We start from the raw sequence: 17,496 nt of genomic DNA, 5'->3' as shown, positions 1-17,496 counted from the left end.
GGCAAAACACCACGCCAGCTTCCGTTCTGCGGGAGCACTGCGCCACACAGCCCACCAGCCGGGCCTCGTCGGGCCCGGCCTGCGTCAGAACGTACCGGGGTAGGCACCACCGTCGGCCAGCACGTTCTGTCCCGTCATGTAGCCCGCGTGCACGCTGCACAGGAAGGCGCAAATGGCACCAAACTCTTCGGCAGTGCCATACCGCCCTGCCGGAATCTGCGCCTGCTGCGCGGAGCGCACATCCTGGACGCTCTTGCCCGCCTTGCTGGCGGCTGCCGTGACGGTGGCTGCGAGCCGGTCGGTGTCGAACTTGCCAGGCAGCAGGTTGTTGATGGTCACCCCGCTCGCTGCAATCTTGCTGCGCGACACACCCGCCACAAACCCCGTGAGACCGCTGCGCGCTCCGTTGGACAGGCCCAGGATGTCGATGGGCGCCTTCACGGCGCTGGAAGTGATGTTGACGATGCGGCCAAACCCGCGTGCAGCCATGCCATCCACCGTGGCCTGAATCAACTCGATAGGGGTCAGCATGTTGGCGTCCACAGCCTTGATCCAGGCGTCGCGGTTCCAGTCGCGGAAGTCGCCGGTGGGTGGGCCGCCTGCGTTGGTGACCACGATGTCGAAGTCACGGCCCGGTCCTCCGGCCACCGAGAACACCGCCGCACGCCCTTCGGATGTGGTGATGTCGGCCGCCACAGCCAGCACCTGGGGTGAGGCACCCTTTTGGCCGCTGGCGCTGGTCTTGTTTGCACTTTCAGCTATCAAACGAGTAGCAGCCTGTTCGAGTGCCTCGGCACTGCGGGCGTTGATGACCACATTGACACCCTCGCGCACCAAAGCCTGCGCGCAGCCATAGCCCAGCCCCTTGCTCGCGCCACACACCAGCGCCCATTTGCCTGCAATACCCAAATCCATAACAATCTCCTGGTTGCACACTGATACAAGTGTGCTTTGTTAAATCATAGTTGGAGAGCATCACCATGAACCGGCCGCACTGGAAAGCCCTGGCGCCTTGGCTGGCATCGGCCGCGATGGCCCTCTTGCCACTGCTCTGCACCACAGCGCATGCGCAGGAGGCTGCCGTGGTCAAACGCGCCACCCAGCTGCGCGACAGCCCCGCAGAAAGCGGCGCCAGCGTGGCACCCCTGGAGGCCAACTCAGTAGTCACGCGTAGCAGTGAGCGCAAGGGGCCCTGGGCCAAGGTCAGCACAGCACAAGGCGCTACGGGCTGGGTCCATATGTTTGACCTGGGCCCCCAGTCAGGCGCAGCACCGGCCACTGGTAATGCCGCAACGAGCGGAATGCGAGGCCTTGGCAGCTTGTTCGGCGGAAACAGCGGCGGCACCACGACCGCCACCTCCACCGTGGGAATCCGGGGTCTGGGAGCCGAAGACATCGCCAAGGCGCAACCCAACCCGGCAGCCGTGACCCAGGCCGAGGGGCTGCGGGTCAACGCCGACCAAGCCCGCCAGTTCGCCAGCAATGCGTCGCTGCAGCCACGCAACGTGGCACCCCTGGCGGAGCCGCCCCGGCCCTCCTCCAGCAGCGGATCGGGGGCGACAGGCTCGTCCAACAATCCGTCCGACCCCAATTTCAGCCCCAACTGAGCGAGAGCTGCCATGCGTCTGCCCCCATCCCTCTCCCGCACCCGATTGCTCGCGGCGGCGTGTACCGCCCTGGCCCTGACCCTGCTCCCCAGCCAGGGGCAGAGCCAGGGGGTCATGAATCTGCTCAACGCCCTGGGTGGTGGCAGCTCCACCAGCAACACCGGCGGAGGCCTGCTGGGCGCCATCACCGGTGGAGGCAGCCCCGCAGGCCAGGGGGATGACCTCATCAGCATGCTCACCCGTTCGGTCGAGAGCATCGACGAGCCCCGCGAGATCGAAATCGGCCGCCAACTCTCGGCCGTGCTGCTGGGCAGCAAACCCCTGCACCCGGACATGGCACTGCAGCGGTATGTGAATCAGCTGGGGCGCTGGATCAGCCTGCAATCGCCCCGCCCCAACCTGCCGTGGACCTTTGTGGTGCTGGACGACTCGGGGTACAACGCCTTTGCGGCCCCGGGGGGGTATGTGTTCGTGACCAAGGGCCTGATCGACCGCTGCGCTGACGAGGCCGAGCTGGCTGGCATCCTCGCCCACGAAATCACCCACGTCACCGCCAAACACCACCTGCTGGCCATTCGCAAGACGGCACAGTCGGGCATGCTGACCCAGTTGGTGGCTTCGCAGATCAAGACCAACGCCGTGGGCAACGTGGTGGCCTCGCAATTTTTGGCACTGGGGCGCAACCTGTACGCACGCGGCCTGGACCAGACCGATGAATACGATGCCGACCGCACGGGCGTAGCCCTGGCCACCCGCGCGGGGTTTGATCCTTATGGACTGGTGTCGGTGCTCCAGCACCTGCGCACCGCTACGCCTGACAACCCGGCCTTCACGCTGGCACTGGCCACGCACCCGCCGGCACAAGCGCGCCTGGAGCAACTGGAGCTGGCCATGGGCAAGAACCTCGATGGATTCACCGGCACGGCCCCCGTGACGGTGGCCCAGCGCATGAATCCCAAGACTGCGCCCGCAGCAGCTGCGGTGCCGTCGCCTGCAGCACCGGCCGAGGCACCAGCCCGCAGCAAGGCAGCTCCCAAAAAGAAGACCTCATAAAAGCAAGCAGGGCGGCCCTTGTCACGGCGCCCCAAAGGGCTGCGGGATGTGGGGGGTCAGGCCCTGCGCGCCATGCGGGTAAAAATGAAGATACCCGCGACCACGAGCACCGTCCCGGCAGCGACCCACACCGTGAACGGTTCGCCCAGAATCCACACGCCCATGAGGATGGTGGACAACGGGCCCACCATGCCCGTCTGCGCGGCCATGCCCGCGCCGATGCGCTCAATGGCCATCATCACCATCAGCACGGGCGCGGCCGTGCACAAGGTGGCGTTGAGCACCGACAGCCAGATCACCTCAGGCGCAACAACTGCCGCACTCAGCGGCCGCAGCACCACAAACTGCAACAGGCAGCACAGGCAAGCCACGGTCGTGGCAAGCCCCACCAACCGCAGCGCGCCCAGGCGCTGCACCATCTCGCCGCTGTAAACCAGATAGATGGCATAGCTGACTGCACTCAGGAACACGAGCAAGGTGCCCCAGGCAGCATTGGCACCCTGCAGGTTGGCCTCGTGGCCAAACACCAGAACCACGCCGCTGTAGCTCACCAGCATGCCTGCCGCCTGGGCCCAGCGGATACCACGCCCGTACAACACCCAGCCCAGCAACACGACCAGCGTGGGGTTGAGGTACAGGATGAGGCGCTCCAGGCTGGCACTGATGTAGGCAAGCCCTGCAAAGTCGAGAAAACTCGCCAGATAGTAGCCGGTGACACCCAGGCCCAGCACGCCCAGCCAGTCCTTGCGGGTCAGTGGCGGTTTGCCCCGGCTGGCCCACCAGGCCATCACGGCAAAGATGGGCAGCGCAAACAGCATGCGGTACATGATGAGCGTGACCGCATCCACCCCATGGCGGTAGGCCAGCTTGACGATGATGGCCTTGCCGCTGAAGGCGATGGAGCCCAGGAATGCCAGCACAAGGCCGGAGGCAATGCTCTTCTTTTCAGTGGTCACGGGTACGAAGGGACGCAAAGCGCCTGCTGAAGTATCTGCCGGACAGTGGTCGCCGGAGCGTTGCGCCCAGTGTGACACGGCAAGGCTGGTGCAGGCCATCGAACCTCTGCGCGGGCGCCCACTTCATCAACGATGGCTGACAAGCCAAAGTGCACCCCGTGCCGCTCGACAGATCGGTGGGCCTACCGCCTCAGCGGTGTTTGTGGAACACCCGCTGGTGCAGCCGCCGCAGTGACCACCACACCCCTGCCGCCACCACCGGAATCGCGAGGGCTGCCGTAGTCTCCGGCGACAACGGCCAGCCCAGTTTTTGCGCGCCCTTGGCCAGATAGCTGACGAGCCCGACGATGTAATAGGTAATGGCCGCCACAGACAACCCCTCCACGGTGGACTGCATCTGCAACTGCAGATCCTGCCGGTGGTTCATGGTGGTCAGCAGCGCCTGGCTGCTTTGCTGCTGTTCGATCTCTACCCGGGTGCGCAGCAGGTTGCTCATGCGCGATACGCGCTGCGACAGCGCATCCTGCCGACGGGTTGCCCACTCACAGGTACTCCGAGCGGGGGTCAGGCGCCGGTCCATGAACTCTCGGATGGTCTGCATGCCCGCCAGGCGGGACTCGGCAATGTCCTGGATACGGCGGTCCAGCAATTCAAAGTAGGCACTGCTGGCCGAGAAGCGCGAGTGCGTGGCTGCGTACTGACTTTCCACCTGCCCGGCCAGGCGCGTCAGCCGGTCGAGCAAGGCGGGCTCGTCATCACGGTTGGCCGTGCGGATGGCTTCAGCCAGCGCCGCCAGTTCGCGCTCAGCAAAGGCCAGCACGCTGGCAGCCTCGCGAGCGGCAGGCAGGCCGAGCAAGGCAGCCATGCGGTAGGTCTCGATTTCCAGCAGGCGCTGCACCAAACGTCCCAAGCGCCGTGGTGTCATACCCCCTGCGAGCAGCACCATGCGCGAAAAGCCGTCGGCGTGGATCGCAAAGTCGGTGTACACCTCACCATGCCCGTCGGCCACGGTAGAGGCTACCAATGTGTCTTCGTGCAGAACATGCTTGACCAGGGAGCCCGATCCAAAGGTGTGTGTGGGCAGCACCCACAGGTTCAGGCTGCACAGGCACTGGCCGGGCAAAGCTGCAAGCCAGTCGTGCGGAACGGAATCCACGGCACTGACCGGCTCCCGCTCTCCAAAAGCCTCCACCGGCGCCGGGACCATGAAGGTCCAGGTGACGAATTCGGTGTGCATCTCCCAGCGCATCCGAAAAGCGCCCAAGTCCATCCGCAAGTGGGTGGTCTGGGCGTCGGGCAGCGCCATGTGGTGGTCCCGCAGGAGCGCGGCCACATGGGCCCGGCTGGCCTCGCGCCCTGCAGCATCGGCCAGCATCACGATGTGCGCGATGGCCAGCGGAGCATTCATCGCCTCGGGCGGGCGGGCGTGGATTTCGTTGTGCAGCATCGCCCGGTGCGGGTGCTGCGTGGGATGAAACGGTGTAGACATGCGGACCTCTGCCCGCAATTGTGTACTGGCGACAGCCGTACCACGTGGACGCCACTGCCCAAAAAACAACGGCACCCGAAGGTGCCGTTGATCAGGGTGAGAAAAGAATCGTAACCGATCAGTCTTCCACAAACGCTTCTTCGCGCTTGTTCTTGACTGAAGGCAGCAGCACGATGATGAGCAGCAGTGCCGCAGCCGCCAACAGGCCAGCCGACAGCGGACGCGTCACAAACACGCTCCAGTCACCACGCGACAGCAGCAGCGCACGGCGCAGGTTCTCTTCCATCATGGGGCCCAGAATGAAGCCGAGCAGTAAAGGTGCAGGCTCGGTGCCCAGCTTGTGAAAGATGTAGCCAATCAGACCAAACGCACCCACCATCCAGATGTCGAAGGTGTTGTTGTTGGTGGAGTACACACCCACCGCGCAGAACAGCACGATGGACGGATACAGCCAGCGGTAAGGCACGGTCAGCAGCTTGATCCAGATGCCGATCAGCGGCAGGTTCAGGATCACCAGCATGGCGTTGCCGATCCACATCGACGCGATCAGGCCCCAGAACAGTTCGGGGTTGCTCGTCATCACCTGGGGACCAGGCTGGATGTTGTGGATGGTCATGGCACCCACCATCAGCGCCATCACGGCGTTGGGAGGAATGCCCAGTGTCAGCAGAGGGATGAACGAGGTTTGCGAACCTGCGTTGTTGGCCGACTCGGGGGCCGCTACACCGCGGATGTTGCCTTGGCCGAAGGGCACTTCGCCAGGACGCAGCTTGGTCTTCTTTTCCACCGTGTAGGCAGCAAAAGCGGCCAGCAAGGCTCCACCACCGGGCAAGATGCCCAGAGCAGAACCCAGCGCTGTGCCACGCAGCACAGCGGGGATCATGTTCTTGAAGTCTTCCTTGGTGGGGAACAGACCTTCCACCTTGGCAGTGAACACCTCACGCTCATCATCGGGGCGCGAGAGGTTGGCGATGATTTCACCGTAACCGAACACACCCATGGCGATGGTCACGAAACCGATGCCGTCGGTCAGCTCAGGGATATCGAAGCTGAAGCGCGCCACACCCGAGTTCACGTCGGTCCCCACCAGACCCATCAGCAGGCCCAGCACGATCATGGCCACCGCCTTGAGCAACGAACCCGAGGCCAACACCACGGCACCGATCAGGCCCAAGGTCATCAGCGAGAAGTATTCGGCAGGGCCGAACTTGAACGCGACTTCGGTCAGCGGAGGCGCAAAGGCCGCCAGGATCAGCGTACCCACGCAGCCCGCAAAGAACGAACCCAGGCCCGCAGCCGCCAGCGCCGGCCCCGCTCGACCCTTGCGCGCCATCTGGTAACCGTCAATCACGGTCACCACCGACGAGGACTCGCCTGGCAGGTTCACCAGAATGGCGGTGGTGGAACCACCGTACTGGGCACCGTAGTAAATACCAGCCAGCATGATCAGCGCCGCCACCGGGGGCAGCGCATAGGTGGCCGGCAGCAGCATGGCGATGGTCGCCACCGGGCCAATGCCTGGCAGCACGCCAATGAGCGTGCCGAGCAAACAGCCCACAAAACAGTAAATCAGGTTCTGGAAAGTGAAAGCAACACCAAAACCCAACGACAAGTTGTTAATAAGATCCATGGTCGGTGCTCCTGCTTAACCTGCGATGAAACTCGGCCACACAGGAAACTGCAGCTTGAGCGCCCACACAAAAGCCACATAGCTGCCAATGGCCAGCACGGTGGCGAGAACAAATACGGCCTTGGCATTGAACTCATTGCCAGCCAGGCTGGAGATGAAGGTCAGTGCATAGATGCCCACGATGAGCCCCATGGCCGGGATGCCCAGGCTGGGCAGGCCGCCCAGGAGAATGCCGAAGGCAAAGTTAGCGGCCAGGATGAAGAACAGCGGCTTCCAGGCCCATTTGCCGATCTTGTCGCCGTCGGCGGTTTCCACGGTCAGCGCCTTGAAGGTGATCACGCTGCCGATGAGGGCCAGCAATATCCCCAGCAATAACGGGAAGTAGCCAGGGCCCATGCGCGCGCCCGTGCCCACGTTGTAAGTGGTGGCACCCCACGCAAATGCGACCCCGACGCCCATGAACATGAGCCCGGACGCAAAGTCTTTATTACTCTTGATTTTCACGAATTGTCTCCTTGACGGAATTCTCGACTGCGCGATTGTGCTGGCAAGGAGGGGGCAGCGCGATGTGGATTCCACCTACATCCGGTAACGCCTGGCAAGCATGCACCACCGGGCGAGTCGCCCAGGAGACTGTCTCGAAAACCACTCTGGAAGACGGCTGGCCAACCGCAGAGGAATGACCGCCCCTCCCCTTCGCTCACTCCAGAGGCGGCGTGGCGGCAATCACCTCTTCCATCGTGGTCAGCCCCTCGGCCACGCGCAGCGCACCCGCCAGGCGCAGGGGACGCATGCCGTCTTGCACGGCCTGCCGACGCAGCACATCAATGGAAGGCGCCTGGGTGATCTTGTCCTTGAGCGCCTCGCTGACGGTGAGCAATTCATAGAGCCCCATGCGGCCCCTGAAACCGCCCATGCGGCAATCCACGCAGCCAACCGGCTTGTACGGGTGGTAGCTACCACTGATCTTCCAGGGCTTGACCACCTCGGTCAGGGCTTCACGGCTCGCGGCCTCATCCTTTTGTTTGCAGTGCTTGCACAGCGTGCGCACCAGCCGCTGGGCCAGCACGCCCAGCAAGGTGGCATTGATGAGGTACGACGGAACACCCAGCTCCATCATGCGGGTGATGGCGCTGGGGGCATCGTTGGTGTGCAGGGTAGAGAACACCAGGTGGCCCGTCAGCGCCGCCTGGATGGCCATCTCGGCGGTCTCCAGGTCGCGGATCTCACCCACCATGATGATGTCAGGATCCTGCCGCATCAGGGCGCGCAGGCCTTCGGCAAAGTTGAAGTCGAGCTGCGGCTGCACCTGGGTCTGGTTGAAGCTGGGCTCGATCATTTCGATGGGGTCTTCCACCGTGCTCACGTTGACCTCTTCGGTGGCCACGCGCTTCAGGGTGGAGTACAGCGTGGTGGTCTTGCCCGAACCCGTGGGGCCGGTCACCAGGATGATGCCGTGCGGCCGCTTGACCAACGCCTCCCAGCGCTGCGCGTCGTGCTGCGCAAAGCCCAGGGCATCAAGGTCCTTGACCGCGTTGTCCGGGTCAAAAATGCGCATGACCATCTTTTCGCCAAACGCAGTGGGCAAGGTGGACAGGCGCATTTCCACCTCTTCGCCCCGCTGGTTGCGGGTCTTGATGCGGCCGTCCTGTGGGCGGCGTTTTTCCACCACATCGATGCGACCCAGCAACTTGATGCGCGCCACCATCGCGTTGTGCACGCCCATGGGCATCTGGTAGACCGGGTGCAGCACACCGTCGATACGAAAACGGATCACGCCCTGGTCGCGGCGCGGCTCCAGGTGAATGTCGCTCGCACGCTGGTCAAACGCGTACTGCCAGAGCCAGTCCACCACCTTGACCACGCCCTGGTCGTTGGCATCGAGCTGCTTGTTGCTTTTGCCCAGCTCCACCAGCTGCTCAAAGCTGCTGCCACCCGAGTTGCCGCCAGCCTTCTGCGCGGCGCGCACCGACTTGGCCAGCGCAAAAAATTCGGCCGTGAAGCGGTGGATGTCTTGGGGGTTCGCCACCACCCGACGCACCGAGCGGCGCGACTGGCGCTCCACCTCGGCCACCCAGTCATCGATGAAAGGCTCGGCCGTGGCCACCACCACTTCTTTGCTGGTCACCTGCACGGGCAGCACCTTGTGGCGTTCCGCATAAGTGGCGCTCATGGTGTCTGCTACGCGCCCCACATCCACCTTGAGGGGGTCGATGCGCAGGTAGGCGAGGCCCGCACGTTGCGCCAGATACTCGGACAGCGCCTCGATGTCGAGCGGCTTGCTGTCGCTGGCGCGCTCCATGGCCACACTGGCAAGGCGTACCAGGGCATGCTGGGAGCTCTCAGCCTGCGAACAGCGGGCGATGGTGCGTTGCGCTTCCTCGCGCGAGATCACCTTGTCATCGCTGAGCCACTGCACCATGCGGCGCCAGTCCACCGGGCCAATGTGTGAAGCCGACTTCAGCCGGTCAGGGGTCACGACAGGAGCATTCATTGCAAGATTCCTCTCAGGGGTTCACAGGCTTGAACACCCGCAGCCATTTGGTGGTGGGCAGGTCCCACCGCGCCTGAATCGCCTCGGCCCGCTCGGCCAGTTCCGTGCGCTTGGGCCGCGTGGTGGTGCGCTGGGCCAGCACCACCGTGTTGCCTTCACGCGTGGGCTTGAACGCCCACAGCGCATCGCTGCCAAACGCCTGGGACATGCTCTGCAGGCTGCGGTCAAAGCTCGACGCGCGGCCGAACAGGTTCACGGTCATGCAGCCCGTCTCCGTGAGCAGTGCGCGGCAGTCGGCATAAAAATCGGGGCTATCGAGCACGGGGGCCGCAGCCTCGTGGTCATACAGGTCCACAGCCAGCGCATCCACCGTGCCCAGCCACATGGGGTTCTGGATCTCCTTGGACGCATCGGCCAGCACCACGCGCAGCTTGGGGCCGTCGGGCGGCAGCTTGAACCACTGGCGGCACACGGCCAGCACCTGCGGGTTCAGCTCGATGGCGGTGGTGCAGATGCGCAGCTTTTTGTGGCAGAACTTGGTGATGGCACCAGCCCCCAGGCCCAACTGCATGGCATGGCCCTTGGACACCTGCGCCAGGTCGGCAAACAGCAACCAGGCCATCATGCGCTGCACGTATTCCAGCTCCAGGGCAAAGGGCTCATCGATGCGCATGGAGCCCTGGATCCAGGGTGTGCCCAGGTGCAGGTGGCGCACTTCGCCGTCGTCAGACACGCTGACTTCGGGCAGTTCTTGCAAGGTTTCTTTTTTACGGGCCATTCACAGCAATCCGTGCCGGGCCATCACATCGGCCCAGGCGGTCAATTTACGTTCAAAACTCCAGGAGGCGTTGGCCGGGCTGGTCGATGGCAGCCGCACGGCCTCGATGGCACGTGCGCCTGACGTGCCCACATCATGCGGCAAGAGCGTCGGCGGCCCGGCAGCTCCCAGCGCGGCAAGCGCCGCCGGCGCGTGCCTAAAGCTCTCCGCACCGTTGTGCGCCAGCGCGGCCAGCCGGGGGCACACACTGCGCAGCGCCGCAAAGTCGTTGAGCCGGGCGTTACGGATACTGGTGTCCAGGCTGCCCTCGCGCTCGCAGCTCTGGTACACGTCCCACAGGCCCAGGCCGCGATCCAGCAGCCAGGCGCAGCGGTCCGCATAGCTATCCGGCCCCGCCGGGGGCAAGGGATGCTGGGGCCACAAGGCCTGCAGGATCTTCCAGAAGTGGTTCTGGGGGTGCGCGTAGTACTGGCGGGCTTGCAATGACGCAGCCCCCGGAAAACTGCCCAGCACCAGCACCACGGTGCGCACACCTGCCACCGGCGGAAGGCCCAGACAGCGCGCGGACAGGCCGGAGGCGTCAGGCGTGGAGGCCAGCGACGGGTCGGCTGCAACAGGGGCTGGAAGCATGGGGCAATTTTGGCCCCAAAGGGCCGTCAGCCACGTCTGGCAGCACAAAAAAGAAGCTGTCGGCCCTTTGCCACAGGGCGTCAAGCTCCCAAATTTCTCCCCATTCATCTTTTTTGCCGATCCCTCATCCACCCTGCGATGGCTACCCGTCTGTCAGCAGCCTCTCCAGCCGGGGCAAAGCGGCCAAGGCATTGGCCCAGGTGCTGCCGGCCAGCACCTGCACAGGCTGGCCGCGCAGCTGGGCCACCACCGCCGCAATGCCAGGCAGCTCTGCCGGGCTGTTGCGGCCCTGGGCTTGTCCTGCGGCGCGCTCTGCGGCGGTGGTGTACAGCCAGTGGGGCGGAATGTCAGGCGCGTCGGTTTCCAGCACCAGGGCATCGCCGGGCAGCTCGGTGGCCAGACGGCGCAGCTGCAGGGCGCGGTCATAGGTCACCGCACCGCCAAATCCCAGCTTGAAGCCAAGGCCGATGAACGCCTGCGCCTGCTGCAGGCTGCCGTTGAAGGCATGCGCAATGCCGCCGCGCACCGGCAAATCCCGCAGGCCCTTGAGCAGCTTGTCGGCAGAGCGGCGCACATGCAGGATCACCGGCAGGTCAAACCGCCGGGCCAGCTGCAGCTGTGCGCGGTAAAACCGCTCCTGGCGCGCCGGATCGAGGCCCGGCACAAAGTAATCGAGGCCGATCTCGCCAATCGCCACCAGGCGCGGGTCGGCGTGGTGCTGCTCCAGGTACGCGGCCAGATGCTGCAGGTCCTCCTCCTCGGCGCGCCCTGTGTAGAGGGGATGAATGCCCAGCGCATAGCTGTCCCCATGCTGGTGCGCCAGCGCCCGCACGGTGTCCCAGTTGCTGCGCTCCACGGCCGGAATCACGCAATGGCAAACGCCTTGCGCCGCCGCCAGTGTGCGGACTGCACTGCGGTCGGCATCGAACTCGGGGGCGTCGAGGTGGCAGTGGGTATCGATCCAGGCGGTCATGCGCCGATGATGCCCGATGCAGCCTGCAAAGGCTGCGGTCGCAGGGGACGGTGGGCCCATGTAGCCCTGCATGTGCATTTGCCCGCAAACCGTGCTACTGTCGTTTGCGTGCGCCAGGCCCTGGCGTGTACGAGCAAAGGTGACAGGATGCCCCGGCCCGCCCTCTACAGCAGCTCCCGCCCCGCCCGCAACCGCACGCCTGCGGCGGTGGATGCCACCGAAGCCGTGGCCTCCACAGCGCCGCCCGCAGATGATTCGCCAGCGACGAACGCCGCCACCGCAGCCGCCACGCCCCCGAATTCCCGGGCATTCAAACGCCAGCTGGTTGCCCTGTGGACCATCGTGGTGCTGTTGGCCGCCTTGCTGGTAGCCAGCGCCTGGCACAACACCCGCAGCCCCGCCCGCAAGATCACCCAGGACGACATCGACGCCGCGGTGCTGCGCACGCTGGAGACCACCACCCCGCCCTCTGCCGCCGCGCGGGCTGTGGAGAGCATCGGCCCCTCGGTGGTGCGCGTGGTGGGCTACGGGCGCAGCAAGAACGGCAAGGAAGAGGTCGAGCGCGGCATCGGCACGGGCGTGGTCATCGTGGACAAAGGCGTCATCCTGACCAACCTGCATGTGGTGGCGGGCTCAGACCGCATCGGCATCACCTTCCACGACGGACTGGAAACCACGGCCAGCATCACCGGCGTGCAACCCGAAAACGACCTGGCCGTGCTGCAGGCCCACAAGGTGCCCGACGACCTGGAGGCCGCCACCCTGCGGTCCACCCAGAACCTGCGCCCGGGCGACCATGTGGTGGCCGTCGGCTTTCCTTTTGGCATCGGCCCGTCGGCCTCGGCGGGCGTGGTATCGGGCCTGCAGCGCGAGTTCACTTCGCCCGAGGGCAAGCGCCAGCTCAGCAATCTGATCCAGTTCGACGCAGCGGCCAACCCGGGCAACTCTGGCGGCCCGCTGGTGACGATGGACGGCGAGGTGGTGGGCATCGTCACCGCCATCCTCAACCCCACGCAGGCGCGCACCTTCATCGGCATCGGTTTTGCGGTGCCCATCGAAAACGCGGCGTCTGCCGTGGGCATGCCACCGTTCTGACCGTACACCGCCCCGCCATCACCACCTTCCCACCCATCATCGCAAGGAGCCCCATGTCGTCCAGCACATCGCCCAATGCATCGAACGCCGCCACCGCCACGCTGATGGAACAGGTGCTCTACGAGGTCAAACGCGTGGTGGTCGGGCAAGACCGCTTTCTGGAGCGCGTCATGGTCGCCATGCTGGCCCAGGGCCACCTGCTGGTCGAGGGCGTGCCGGGCCTGGCCAAGACGCTGACGGTGAAAACACTCGCCAGCACCATCCAGGGCAGCTTCAAGCGCATCCAGTTCACGCCCGACCTGGTACCCGCCGACCTGGTGGGCACGCGCATGTACAACCAGAAAACCGGCGAGTTCAGCACCACGCTGGGTCCAGTCTTTACCCACCTGCTGCTCGCCGACGAAATCAACCGCGCGCCCGCCAAGGTGCAGAGCGCGCTGCTGGAGGTGATGCAGGAGCGCCAGGTGACCATTGCGGGCGAAACCCACAAGGTGCCCGAGCCCTTCCTGGTGATGGCCACCCAGAACCCCATCGAGACCGAAGGCACCTACGCGCTGCCCGAGGCGCAGGTGGACCGCTTCATGATGAAGGTGCTGCTGGGCTACCCTACCGAGGAAGAAGAATTCGTGATCGCCCAGCGCGCGCTCGATGTGCCCGTGCAGGTGCTGCCCGTGGCCACCACGGCGCAGCTGGCGGCATTGCAGGCCGAATGCCGCACGGTGTATGTAGATCCGTCGATGCTGCAGTACGCCGTGAAGCTGGTGGCGGCCACGCGCGAGCCCGCGCGGCATGGCCTGAAGGACCTGACCGGCTACATCAGCTGCGGCGCCAGCCCGCGCGCCACCATTGCCCTGGCCGAAGGCGCCCAGGCCCTGGCCATGCTGCGCGGGCGCAACTATGTGCTGCCCGAAGACATGGTGGACCTGGCCGCCGATGTGCTGCGCCACCGTGTGGCGCTGTCGTACGAGGCGCTGTCTGAAGGGCTGGATGCCGACGCGCTCATCCAGCGCATCATGGCCAAGATCCCGGCACCGGCGCGCCCCTTGCACCACGAACAAAAGGCCGCTTGAATCCACCCGCCATGACCAGCAAGCCGCCCGCCACATCCGTCCCATCCGCCACGGTCCACACCCTGCCCACGCTGCCCGGGCAGGCCGACCGGCTGCTGCGCGAGCTGGAGTGGAAGGTGATCCGCCGCCTGGACGGCCTGCTGCAGGGCGACTACCGCACGCTGATGCGCGGCACTGGTCTGGACCTGACCGACCTGCGCGAATACCAGCCGCATGACGACGTGCGCCACATCGACTGGAACGTGACCGCGCGGCTGAACACGCCCCATGTGCGCGTGTTCACCGAAGACCGCGAAATGTCGGCCTGGTTTCTGCTGGACCTGAGTCCGTCCATCAGCTTCGGCCCCACCGGCCATGCCAAGCGCGACATCCTGACCGGCTTTGTGGCTGTGCTTTCGCGCCTGCTGACTCGCCACGGCAACCGCGTGGGCGCCGTACTCTATGGCGGCGCCAGCCCGCAGGCTGCGCGCGCGGTCGACGCCGTGCTGCCCCCGCGCAGCAGCCGTGCCCATGTGCTGCACCTGGTGCACAAACTGCTGCCCTCCAAAACCCCTGTGCCGCTGCACAAGACAGGTGGCGGCGCCACCGAGCTGCACCGGCTGCTGCAGACCGGTCTGGCCACGCTCAAGCGCCGGTCCACCGTGTTTGTGGTGTCCGACTTCATCAGCGCGCCTGGCTGGGAAAAGCCACTGGCCCAACTGGCCCAGCGGCATGACGTGGTGGCCGTGCGCCTGCTCGACCCGCTGGAGCTGGAGCTTCCCGATGTGGGCCTGGTGACGCTGCGCGATGCCGAAAGCGGCGAGCAGCTACAGGTGGACACACACGACGCGGGCTTTCGCCGCCGCTTTGCCCAACTGGCCGCCGACCGCGAGGCCGCGCTGCGTGAAGGCCTGACGCGCGCGGGCGCCGACACGCTGGAGCTGTGCACCGACGACGACCTGGTCGACGCCCTACTGCGCTTCATGGACCTGCGCCAGCGCCGGGTGCGGGCGCACAGCCACCCCCTCGTCCCCGCATCGGCATCCGCAGGCCCTGCCACACAGGCGGCCGCCGCCTGACCGATCGATGGATTGATTACTTAGTCACCCGCCGCACACGCTGTACACGCCACCAAGGACACACACCATGGTTTTTCTCTGGCCCACCCTGCTCTGGCTGCTGCTGGCGGTGCCCTTGTTGGTACTGCTGTACTGGTGGCTGCTGCACCGGCGCAAGAAAACAGCGCTGACCTACTCCAGCCTCTCCCTGGTGCGCGAGGCCGTGGGCCCCGGCCAGCACCTGCGCCGCCACATCCCGCCCGCGCTGTTCCTGCTGGCCCTGGTGGCCCTGCTGCTGGCCGCCGCACGCCCGCTGGCCGTCATCACCCTGCCCTCGCAGGACCAGACCATCATGCTGGCCATGGACGTGTCGGGCAGCATGCGCGCCGCCGATGTGGAGCCCGACCGCATCACCGCCGCCCAGAACGCCGCCAAGGCCTTCATCGCCGACCTGCCGCGCCACGTGCGCGTGGGCATCGTGGCCTTTGCCGGCAGCGCCCAGCTGGCCCAGCTGCCCACCCAGAGCCGTGAAGACCTGGTCAAGGCCATCGACAGCTTCCAGCTGCAGCGCGGCACGGCCACGGGCAACGGCATCATGCTGTCGCTGGCCACGATCTTCCCCGACGCGGGCATCGACATCGCCGCGCTGGGCGGCCGCCAGGCCATGCGCCCCAGGCCCATCGAAGAGCTGGGCAAGCAACAAGACCCCGCCAAGACCTTCACGCCCGTGGCCCCGGGCTCCTACAACTCGGCCGCCATCATCATGCTGACCGACGGCCAGCGCACCACGGGCGTGGACCCGCTGGAAGCCGCCAAGTGGGCGGCCGACCGGGGGGTGCGTGTGTACACGGTGGGGGTGGGCACGGTGCAGGGCGAAACGATTGGCTTCGAGGGCTGGTCGATGCGCGTGCGGCTGGACGAGGAAACGCTGAAGGCGGTGGCTGCGCGGACCAATGCCGAGTACTTTCATGCGGCGACGGCGGCAGACCTGAAGAAGGTGTACGAGACGCTGAGCTCGCGGCTGACGGTGGAGAAGAAGGAGACGGAGATTTCTTCTTTGCTGGCGTTGTTGGGGGCGGTGCTGGCGCTAGTGGCGGCGGGTTTGTCAGTGTGGTGGTATGGGCGGGTGATGTGATTTTTTTCTGGTGACTTTGGCTGGATGCGCTAGTGGGATACGGGCTGGTAGCTATTGATTTTGTAGTGTTTGGTTGTGTGCGCTGACTGAGTCGCATGCCTTTGTTAAGGGCGGAGGCCGGGAGTCGCCCGGCAGGCGAGGCACTTTTCTTTGCTTCGCCAAAGAAAAGTACCCAAAAGAAAGGCGACCCCACTGTCTGCGTCCCCTGCGCTTCGCTACGGGGCAACCTGCGGTGCTCGGGTTTGGCGGGGTCTCGCTCAACTCGCGCCGCTGCGCGTCGCTCAGACACACGCGAGCCCTGATCCGCCAAACCCTGCGCTCCTCGGCGCATCCAGAGGGGCACCGGGGTACAGAACAGCCACACGGGCCTTTGCTGCGCTCGGCCCCATCTCGCGGGCGCAAGCGCCACGCGCTGCGCAGCCTGGGCCGAGCGCAGCAATGGCCCGAATGGTTGTTCGGCTGTTTGGCTGCTTGGCTGTTTGGCTCCCCACCCCTGCTGGCTGCGCCTGCGGCGGGGCGGTTGCGGGGTGGCACGCCCGCCGCAGCGCGCGTGCTTCGTCAACTGACTCGCCGTGGCTGTCTGAGCGGCGCGCGGCAGCGCAAAGCGAGTTCCACGGCGCACCCCGCAACCGCCCCACCGCAGGTTTGCCCCTTCGCAACGCGAAGGGGTCGCAGACTGGGGGTCGCCTTTTCTTTGGTGACTTTCTTTTGGCGAAGCAAAAGAAAGTTACTCGCACGCCGGGCGACTCCCGGCCTCCGCCCTCAACAAAGGCACGCCACCCAATCAGCGCACAAGAACCAACACTACAAAATCAATAGCTACCAGCCCATATACCACTAGCGCACCCAGCCAAAATCACCCCAAAACCCCAGACACCAGCCTCACCACCCGGTCACACCGGGCCGCCAGCGACTCATCGTGCGTCACCATCACAAACGCCGTGCCCTGGTCCCGCGCCAGTTGCAGCATCAAGTCAAACACCCCATCAGCCGTACTCCGGTCCAGATTACCCGTAGGCTCGTCCGCCAGCACGCAAGCAGGCCGCGTCACCAACGCCCGCGCAATAGCCACCCGCTGACGCTCACCGCCCGACAGCTCGGCCGGCCGGTGCATCAGCCGCTCCTTCAAACCGACTGACGCCAGCACCCGCTCCGCCTCCGCATGGCACTGGGCCAGCGGCAGACGGCGAATGCGCAGCGGCATCGCCACGTTGTCCAGCGCACTGAACTCCGGCAGCAGATGGTGGAACTGGTAGATAAAGCCCAGGTGCTGGTTGCGCAGCTGCCCCTGGCGCTCTGCCGACAGCGACGACATTTCCTCGCCCTTCAGGCGCACGGTGCCCGCCGTGGGTGCGTCCAGCCCGCCCAGCAGGTGCAGCAAGGTGCTCTTGCCCGAGCCCGAGGCGCCCACGATCGCCAGCGTTTCACCCGCATGGATCCGCAGGTCCACGCCCTTGAGCACGGTCACATCCAGACGGCCTTCGGTAAAACGTTTGGTCAGGCCCTTGGCTTCCAGCACCACGGTGTTGTTTACAGCATTCATCTCAGT

The 17,496-nt window shown here is 65.4% G+C and carries 16 protein-coding genes; 6 read left to right on the top strand and 10 right to left on the bottom strand.

Annotation, left to right across the window (positions count from 1 at the left end):
* Positions 1-84: 84 nt before the first annotated feature.
* Entirely contained in the window at positions 85-915 is an 831-nt protein-coding gene (locus C8C95_RS15810; RefSeq protein ID WP_116749195.1) for an SDR family oxidoreductase, read from the bottom strand.
* 65 nt (positions 916-980) lie between these two features.
* Here C8C95_RS15810 and C8C95_RS15805 point away from each other — a divergent pair, with 65 nt between their 5' ends.
* Together C8C95_RS15805 and C8C95_RS15800 are read left to right on the top strand one after the other, a co-directional pair.
* The gene (locus C8C95_RS15805; protein WP_116750309.1) at positions 981-1,607 is read left to right on the top strand and encodes an SH3 domain-containing protein; all 627 of its coding nucleotides are present in this window, start codon (positions 981-983) and stop codon (positions 1,605-1,607) included.
* 12 nt (positions 1,608-1,619) lie between these two features.
* Positions 1,620-2,660: a M48 family metalloprotease gene (locus tag C8C95_RS15800; RefSeq protein WP_099729581.1), complete on the top strand. Its 1,041-nt coding sequence runs from the start codon at positions 1,620-1,622 to the stop codon at positions 2,658-2,660.
* Positions 2,661-2,716: 56 nt separating this feature from the next.
* Here C8C95_RS15800 and C8C95_RS15795 read toward each other — a convergent pair whose 3' ends face one another.
* The 8 genes from C8C95_RS15795 to C8C95_RS15760 form a co-directional block, all read right to left on the bottom strand.
* Positions 2,717-3,616, bottom strand: a complete 900-nt coding sequence (locus C8C95_RS15795; protein WP_056060951.1) for a DMT family transporter — start codon at positions 3,614-3,616, stop codon at positions 2,717-2,719.
* Positions 3,617-3,806: 190 nt separating this feature from the next.
* Positions 3,807-5,105, bottom strand: a complete 1,299-nt coding sequence (locus C8C95_RS15790) for a DUF3422 domain-containing protein (protein WP_056060948.1) — start codon at positions 5,103-5,105, stop codon at positions 3,807-3,809.
* 118 nt (positions 5,106-5,223) lie between these two features.
* On the bottom strand, positions 5,224-6,735 hold the full coding sequence (locus tag C8C95_RS15785) for a tripartite tricarboxylate transporter permease (RefSeq protein ID WP_056060945.1): 1,512 nt from the start codon (positions 6,733-6,735) through the stop codon (positions 5,224-5,226).
* A 15-nt stretch (positions 6,736-6,750) separates the two neighbouring features.
* Positions 6,751-7,239, bottom strand: coding sequence for a tripartite tricarboxylate transporter TctB family protein (locus tag C8C95_RS15780; RefSeq protein ID WP_056060942.1), 489 nt, complete (start codon positions 7,237-7,239; stop codon positions 6,751-6,753).
* A gap of 196 nt (positions 7,240-7,435) precedes the next feature.
* Complete coding sequence (locus C8C95_RS15775; RefSeq protein WP_056060938.1) at positions 7,436-9,229, bottom strand: GspE/PulE family protein; 1,794 nt, start codon at positions 9,227-9,229, stop codon at positions 7,436-7,438.
* A 13-nt stretch (positions 9,230-9,242) separates the two neighbouring features.
* Entirely contained in the window at positions 9,243-10,007 is a 765-nt protein-coding gene (locus tag C8C95_RS15770) for a spermidine synthase (RefSeq protein ID WP_116749194.1), read from the bottom strand.
* Positions 10,008-10,637: a DNA-deoxyinosine glycosylase gene (locus C8C95_RS15765; protein WP_116749193.1), complete on the bottom strand. Its 630-nt coding sequence runs from the start codon at positions 10,635-10,637 to the stop codon at positions 10,008-10,010. It abuts the gene before it with no gap.
* A gap of 142 nt (positions 10,638-10,779) precedes the next feature.
* Complete coding sequence (locus tag C8C95_RS15760; protein WP_116750308.1) at positions 10,780-11,610, bottom strand: TatD family hydrolase; 831 nt, start codon at positions 11,608-11,610, stop codon at positions 10,780-10,782.
* A 147-nt stretch (positions 11,611-11,757) separates the two neighbouring features.
* On the opposite strand from C8C95_RS15760, the gene C8C95_RS15755 reads away from it, so the two are divergent.
* The 4 genes from C8C95_RS15755 to C8C95_RS15740 all read left to right on the top strand — a co-directional run bounded on the left by C8C95_RS15755 (position 11,758) and on the right by C8C95_RS15740 (position 15,947).
* Positions 11,758-12,705 carry a trypsin-like peptidase domain-containing protein gene (locus C8C95_RS15755; RefSeq protein WP_116749192.1) on the top strand — a complete coding sequence of 316 codons (948 nt, stop codon included), beginning with the start codon at positions 11,758-11,760 and terminating at the stop codon, positions 12,703-12,705.
* Between the two features lie 53 nt (positions 12,706-12,758).
* Entirely contained in the window at positions 12,759-13,775 is a 1,017-nt protein-coding gene (locus tag C8C95_RS15750) for a MoxR family ATPase (protein ID WP_116749191.1), read from the top strand.
* An 11-nt stretch (positions 13,776-13,786) separates the two neighbouring features.
* Positions 13,787-14,833, top strand: a complete 1,047-nt coding sequence (locus C8C95_RS15745) for a DUF58 domain-containing protein (protein ID WP_116749190.1) — start codon at positions 13,787-13,789, stop codon at positions 14,831-14,833.
* 67 nt (positions 14,834-14,900) lie between these two features.
* Positions 14,901-15,947: a VWA domain-containing protein gene (locus tag C8C95_RS15740; protein ID WP_116749189.1), complete on the top strand. Its 1,047-nt coding sequence runs from the start codon at positions 14,901-14,903 to the stop codon at positions 15,945-15,947.
* Between the two features lie 856 nt (positions 15,948-16,803).
* Here C8C95_RS15740 and lolD read toward each other — a convergent pair.
* The gene (lolD, locus tag C8C95_RS15730) at positions 16,804-17,490 is read right to left on the bottom strand and encodes a lipoprotein-releasing ABC transporter ATP-binding protein LolD (protein ID WP_116749188.1); all 687 of its coding nucleotides are present in this window, start codon (positions 17,488-17,490) and stop codon (positions 16,804-16,806) included.
* Between the last annotated feature and the right edge of the window lie 6 nt (positions 17,491-17,496).

The sequence above is a fragment of the Acidovorax sp. 99 genome, assembly GCF_003096455.1.
Taxonomy (GTDB): domain Bacteria; phylum Pseudomonadota; class Gammaproteobacteria; order Burkholderiales; family Burkholderiaceae_C; genus Acidovorax; species Acidovorax delafieldii.
The sequence above is the reverse complement of the archived record's forward strand: the minus strand, read 5'-3'. Positions and strand labels throughout refer to the sequence as shown.

What these genes read in the sequence shown, in the direction of transcription:
- C8C95_RS15810 (WP_116749195.1), bottom strand. Translation starts at nt 915, where the DNA reads ATGGATTTGGGTATTGCAGGCAAATGGGCGCTGGTGTGTGGCGCGAGC.
- C8C95_RS15805 (WP_116750309.1), top strand. Translation starts at nt 981, where the DNA reads ATGAACCGGCCGCACTGGAAAGCCCTGGCGCCTTGGCTGGCATCGGCC.
- C8C95_RS15800 (WP_099729581.1), top strand. Translation starts at nt 1,620, where the DNA reads ATGCGTCTGCCCCCATCCCTCTCCCGCACCCGATTGCTCGCGGCGGCG.
- C8C95_RS15790 (WP_056060948.1), bottom strand. Translation starts at nt 5,105, where the DNA reads ATGTCTACACCGTTTCATCCCACGCAGCACCCGCACCGGGCGATGCTG.
- C8C95_RS15785 (WP_056060945.1), bottom strand. Translation starts at nt 6,735, where the DNA reads ATGGATCTTATTAACAACTTGTCGTTGGGTTTTGGTGTTGCTTTCACT.
- C8C95_RS15775 (WP_056060938.1), bottom strand. Translation starts at nt 9,229, where the DNA reads ATGAATGCTCCTGTCGTGACCCCTGACCGGCTGAAGTCGGCTTCACAC.
- C8C95_RS15770 (WP_116749194.1), bottom strand. Translation starts at nt 10,007, where the DNA reads ATGGCCCGTAAAAAAGAAACCTTGCAAGAACTGCCCGAAGTCAGCGTG.
- C8C95_RS15765 (WP_116749193.1), bottom strand. Translation starts at nt 10,637, where the DNA reads ATGCTTCCAGCCCCTGTTGCAGCCGACCCGTCGCTGGCCTCCACGCCT.
- C8C95_RS15760 (WP_116750308.1), bottom strand. Translation starts at nt 11,610, where the DNA reads ATGACCGCCTGGATCGATACCCACTGCCACCTCGACGCCCCCGAGTTC.
- C8C95_RS15755 (WP_116749192.1), top strand. Translation starts at nt 11,758, where the DNA reads ATGCCCCGGCCCGCCCTCTACAGCAGCTCCCGCCCCGCCCGCAACCGC.
- C8C95_RS15750 (WP_116749191.1), top strand. Translation starts at nt 12,759, where the DNA reads ATGTCGTCCAGCACATCGCCCAATGCATCGAACGCCGCCACCGCCACG.
- C8C95_RS15745 (WP_116749190.1), top strand. Translation starts at nt 13,787, where the DNA reads ATGACCAGCAAGCCGCCCGCCACATCCGTCCCATCCGCCACGGTCCAC.
- C8C95_RS15740 (WP_116749189.1), top strand. Translation starts at nt 14,901, where the DNA reads ATGGTTTTTCTCTGGCCCACCCTGCTCTGGCTGCTGCTGGCGGTGCCC.
- lolD (WP_116749188.1), bottom strand. Translation starts at nt 17,490, where the DNA reads ATGAATGCTGTAAACAACACCGTGGTGCTGGAAGCCAAGGGCCTGACC.